The 1,832-nt window shown below is 62.6% G+C and carries 2 protein-coding genes and 1 pseudogene; all 3 read right to left on the bottom strand.

The genetic code is table 11. The annotated features are described in order from the left end of the window. Window positions 1-405, bottom strand: a pseudogene (locus Q8R73_RS14240) (tRNA pseudouridine(55) synthase TruB); the annotation flags it as partial. 4 nt (window positions 406-409) lie between these two features. Beyond that, a complete protein-coding gene (gene rbfA / locus Q8R73_RS14235) occupies window positions 410-826 on the bottom strand; it encodes a 30S ribosome-binding factor RbfA (RefSeq protein ID WP_305720189.1) in 417 nt (138 codons plus the stop codon). 147 nt (window positions 827-973) lie between these two features. Further along, a partial coding sequence (locus tag Q8R73_RS14230) for a translation initiation factor IF-2 (RefSeq protein ID WP_305720188.1) occupies window positions 974-1,832 on the bottom strand: 859 nt, incomplete at its 5' end.

The raw sequence follows: 1,832 nt of genomic DNA, 5'->3' as shown, positions 1-1,832 counted from the left end.
TTCCGCATCCTCGGTCGACCGCGCTTCGCCGAACCTGAGCGTAAAACGGTATTCCTTGCGGCCATCCATCACGAACGGAACCGTCTTGGTCGCCTCGCCCAGCGCGATCGGCAGGCAGCCGGTGGCGAGCGGATCGAGCGTTCCGGCATGCCCCCCGCGCCTGGCCGTGAACAGGCGGCGGACGACTGCGACCGCGTGTGTCGAGGTCATGCCGATCGGCTTGTCGAGCACCACCCAGCCGTGGACGTCGCGCTTGTCGCGCCGCGGCTGGTTGTTCGGGCGCAGCTGCTTGCCGGAGCGCGGCAGATTCCCGTCGCGATTAGATTCCGGAGAATTATTTTCATCGGCCGCTTCCGAATCGACGATTTCCGGCTCGATCACGCTGTTGGCGGTGGTCACGATCATCAGTTTACTCTTCCGTGTCTTGCGAATCGGGCGTGAGGTCTCTTTGCACCGCGGGTGTTCGCAGTAATTTCTCTATTCGTTCCGCTTCGTCGAATCGTTCGTCGACGCGGAAGCGGACATCAGGCGCGAATTTCAGGTTAACGCGGTGCGCGATCTCGCCGCGCAGGAACTTCTTGTTCCGCTCCAGCGCCGCAATCACCTTGTCGGTGTCGCGGCCGCCGAGCGGCATCACATACACCGTGGCGAGTTTCAGGTCCGGCGACATCCGCACTTCGGGCACCGTGATGATGTGGCCCTCGAGTTCCGGATCGTGCACGCTGCCTTGCGACAGGATGTCGGCGACGGCGTGACGCACCACTTCGCCGACCCGCAACTGACGCTGCGAGCCGCCGGGCGCGGAGTCCTTCTTGTGGTGGGGCATTGTCGTAATCCCAATTGTCTTCATCACCCGCGAAGGCGGGTGATTCGGTACTCCGTTGGCCACAATTGTTGTCCGAGATGACTGATGCCCCGCCTTCGCGGGGCATCACGGCCTAATTCAAGACCCAACTCTACGTAAGATTTGGACTTACAGAGAGCGCTGGATCGTCTCCACGCGATAACATTCGATGACGTCGCCGGCCCGCATGTCGCCGTAATTCTCGAACGCCATGCCGCATTCCTGGCCGGACTGCACTTCCTTCACTTCGTCCTTGAAACGCTTCAGCGTCGACAGCTTGCCTTCATGCACGACGACGTTGTCGCGAATCAGGCGGACATTGGCGCCGCGTTCCACGGTGCCGTCGGTGACGCGGCAGCCCGCGACCTTGCCGACCTTCGAGATGTTGAACACCTCCAGGATCAGGGCATTGCCCAGCATGGTCTCGCGCAGCGTCGGCGCCAGCAGGCCGGACATCGCCTTCTTCACGTCATCGACGAGGTCGTAGATGATGTTGTAGTAGCGGATTTCGATGCCGTTGCGCTTGGCGAGAGCCGCCGCTTCCTTGTTGGCGCGGACGCTGAAGCCGATGATCGCGGCGTTGAAGCCTTCCGCCAGCGTCACGTCGGATTCCGAGATGCCGCCGACGCCTGCATGAAGAATACGCGCCGCGACTTCATCGGTGCCGAGCTTTTCGAGCGAGCCGAGAATCGCTTCCAGCGAGCCCTGCACGTCGGCCTTGATGACCAGCGGGAAGTCCTTGCGGCCCGTGGTCTTGAGCTGCGACATCATCTGTTCGAGCGATCCGCGCATACCGGCATTGCTGGCGGCGGATTTCTCGCGCTTCTGATGGGCGCGATAGCTCGTGACTTCGCGGGCGCGGGCTTCGTTTTCGACCACGGCGAGGCGATCGCCGGCCTCCGGCGGACCGTTGAAGCCGAGCACCTCGACCGGAACCGAAGGGCCGGCCTCCTGAATGGTCTGGCCCTGATCGTTGATCAATGCGCGA

The organism is Bradyrhizobium sp., from assembly GCF_030697065.1.
Classification (GTDB): Bacteria; Pseudomonadota; Alphaproteobacteria; order Rhizobiales; family Xanthobacteraceae; genus Bradyrhizobium.
Note: the sequence above shows the minus strand (reverse complement) of the source record. Positions and strands in the feature narration are given on the sequence as shown.

Excerpts from the sequence above, each read along its gene's own strand:
- rbfA (WP_305720189.1), bottom strand. The coding sequence starts at position 826 with ATGCCCCACCACAAGAAGGACTCCGCGCCCGGCGGCTCGCAGCGTCAG.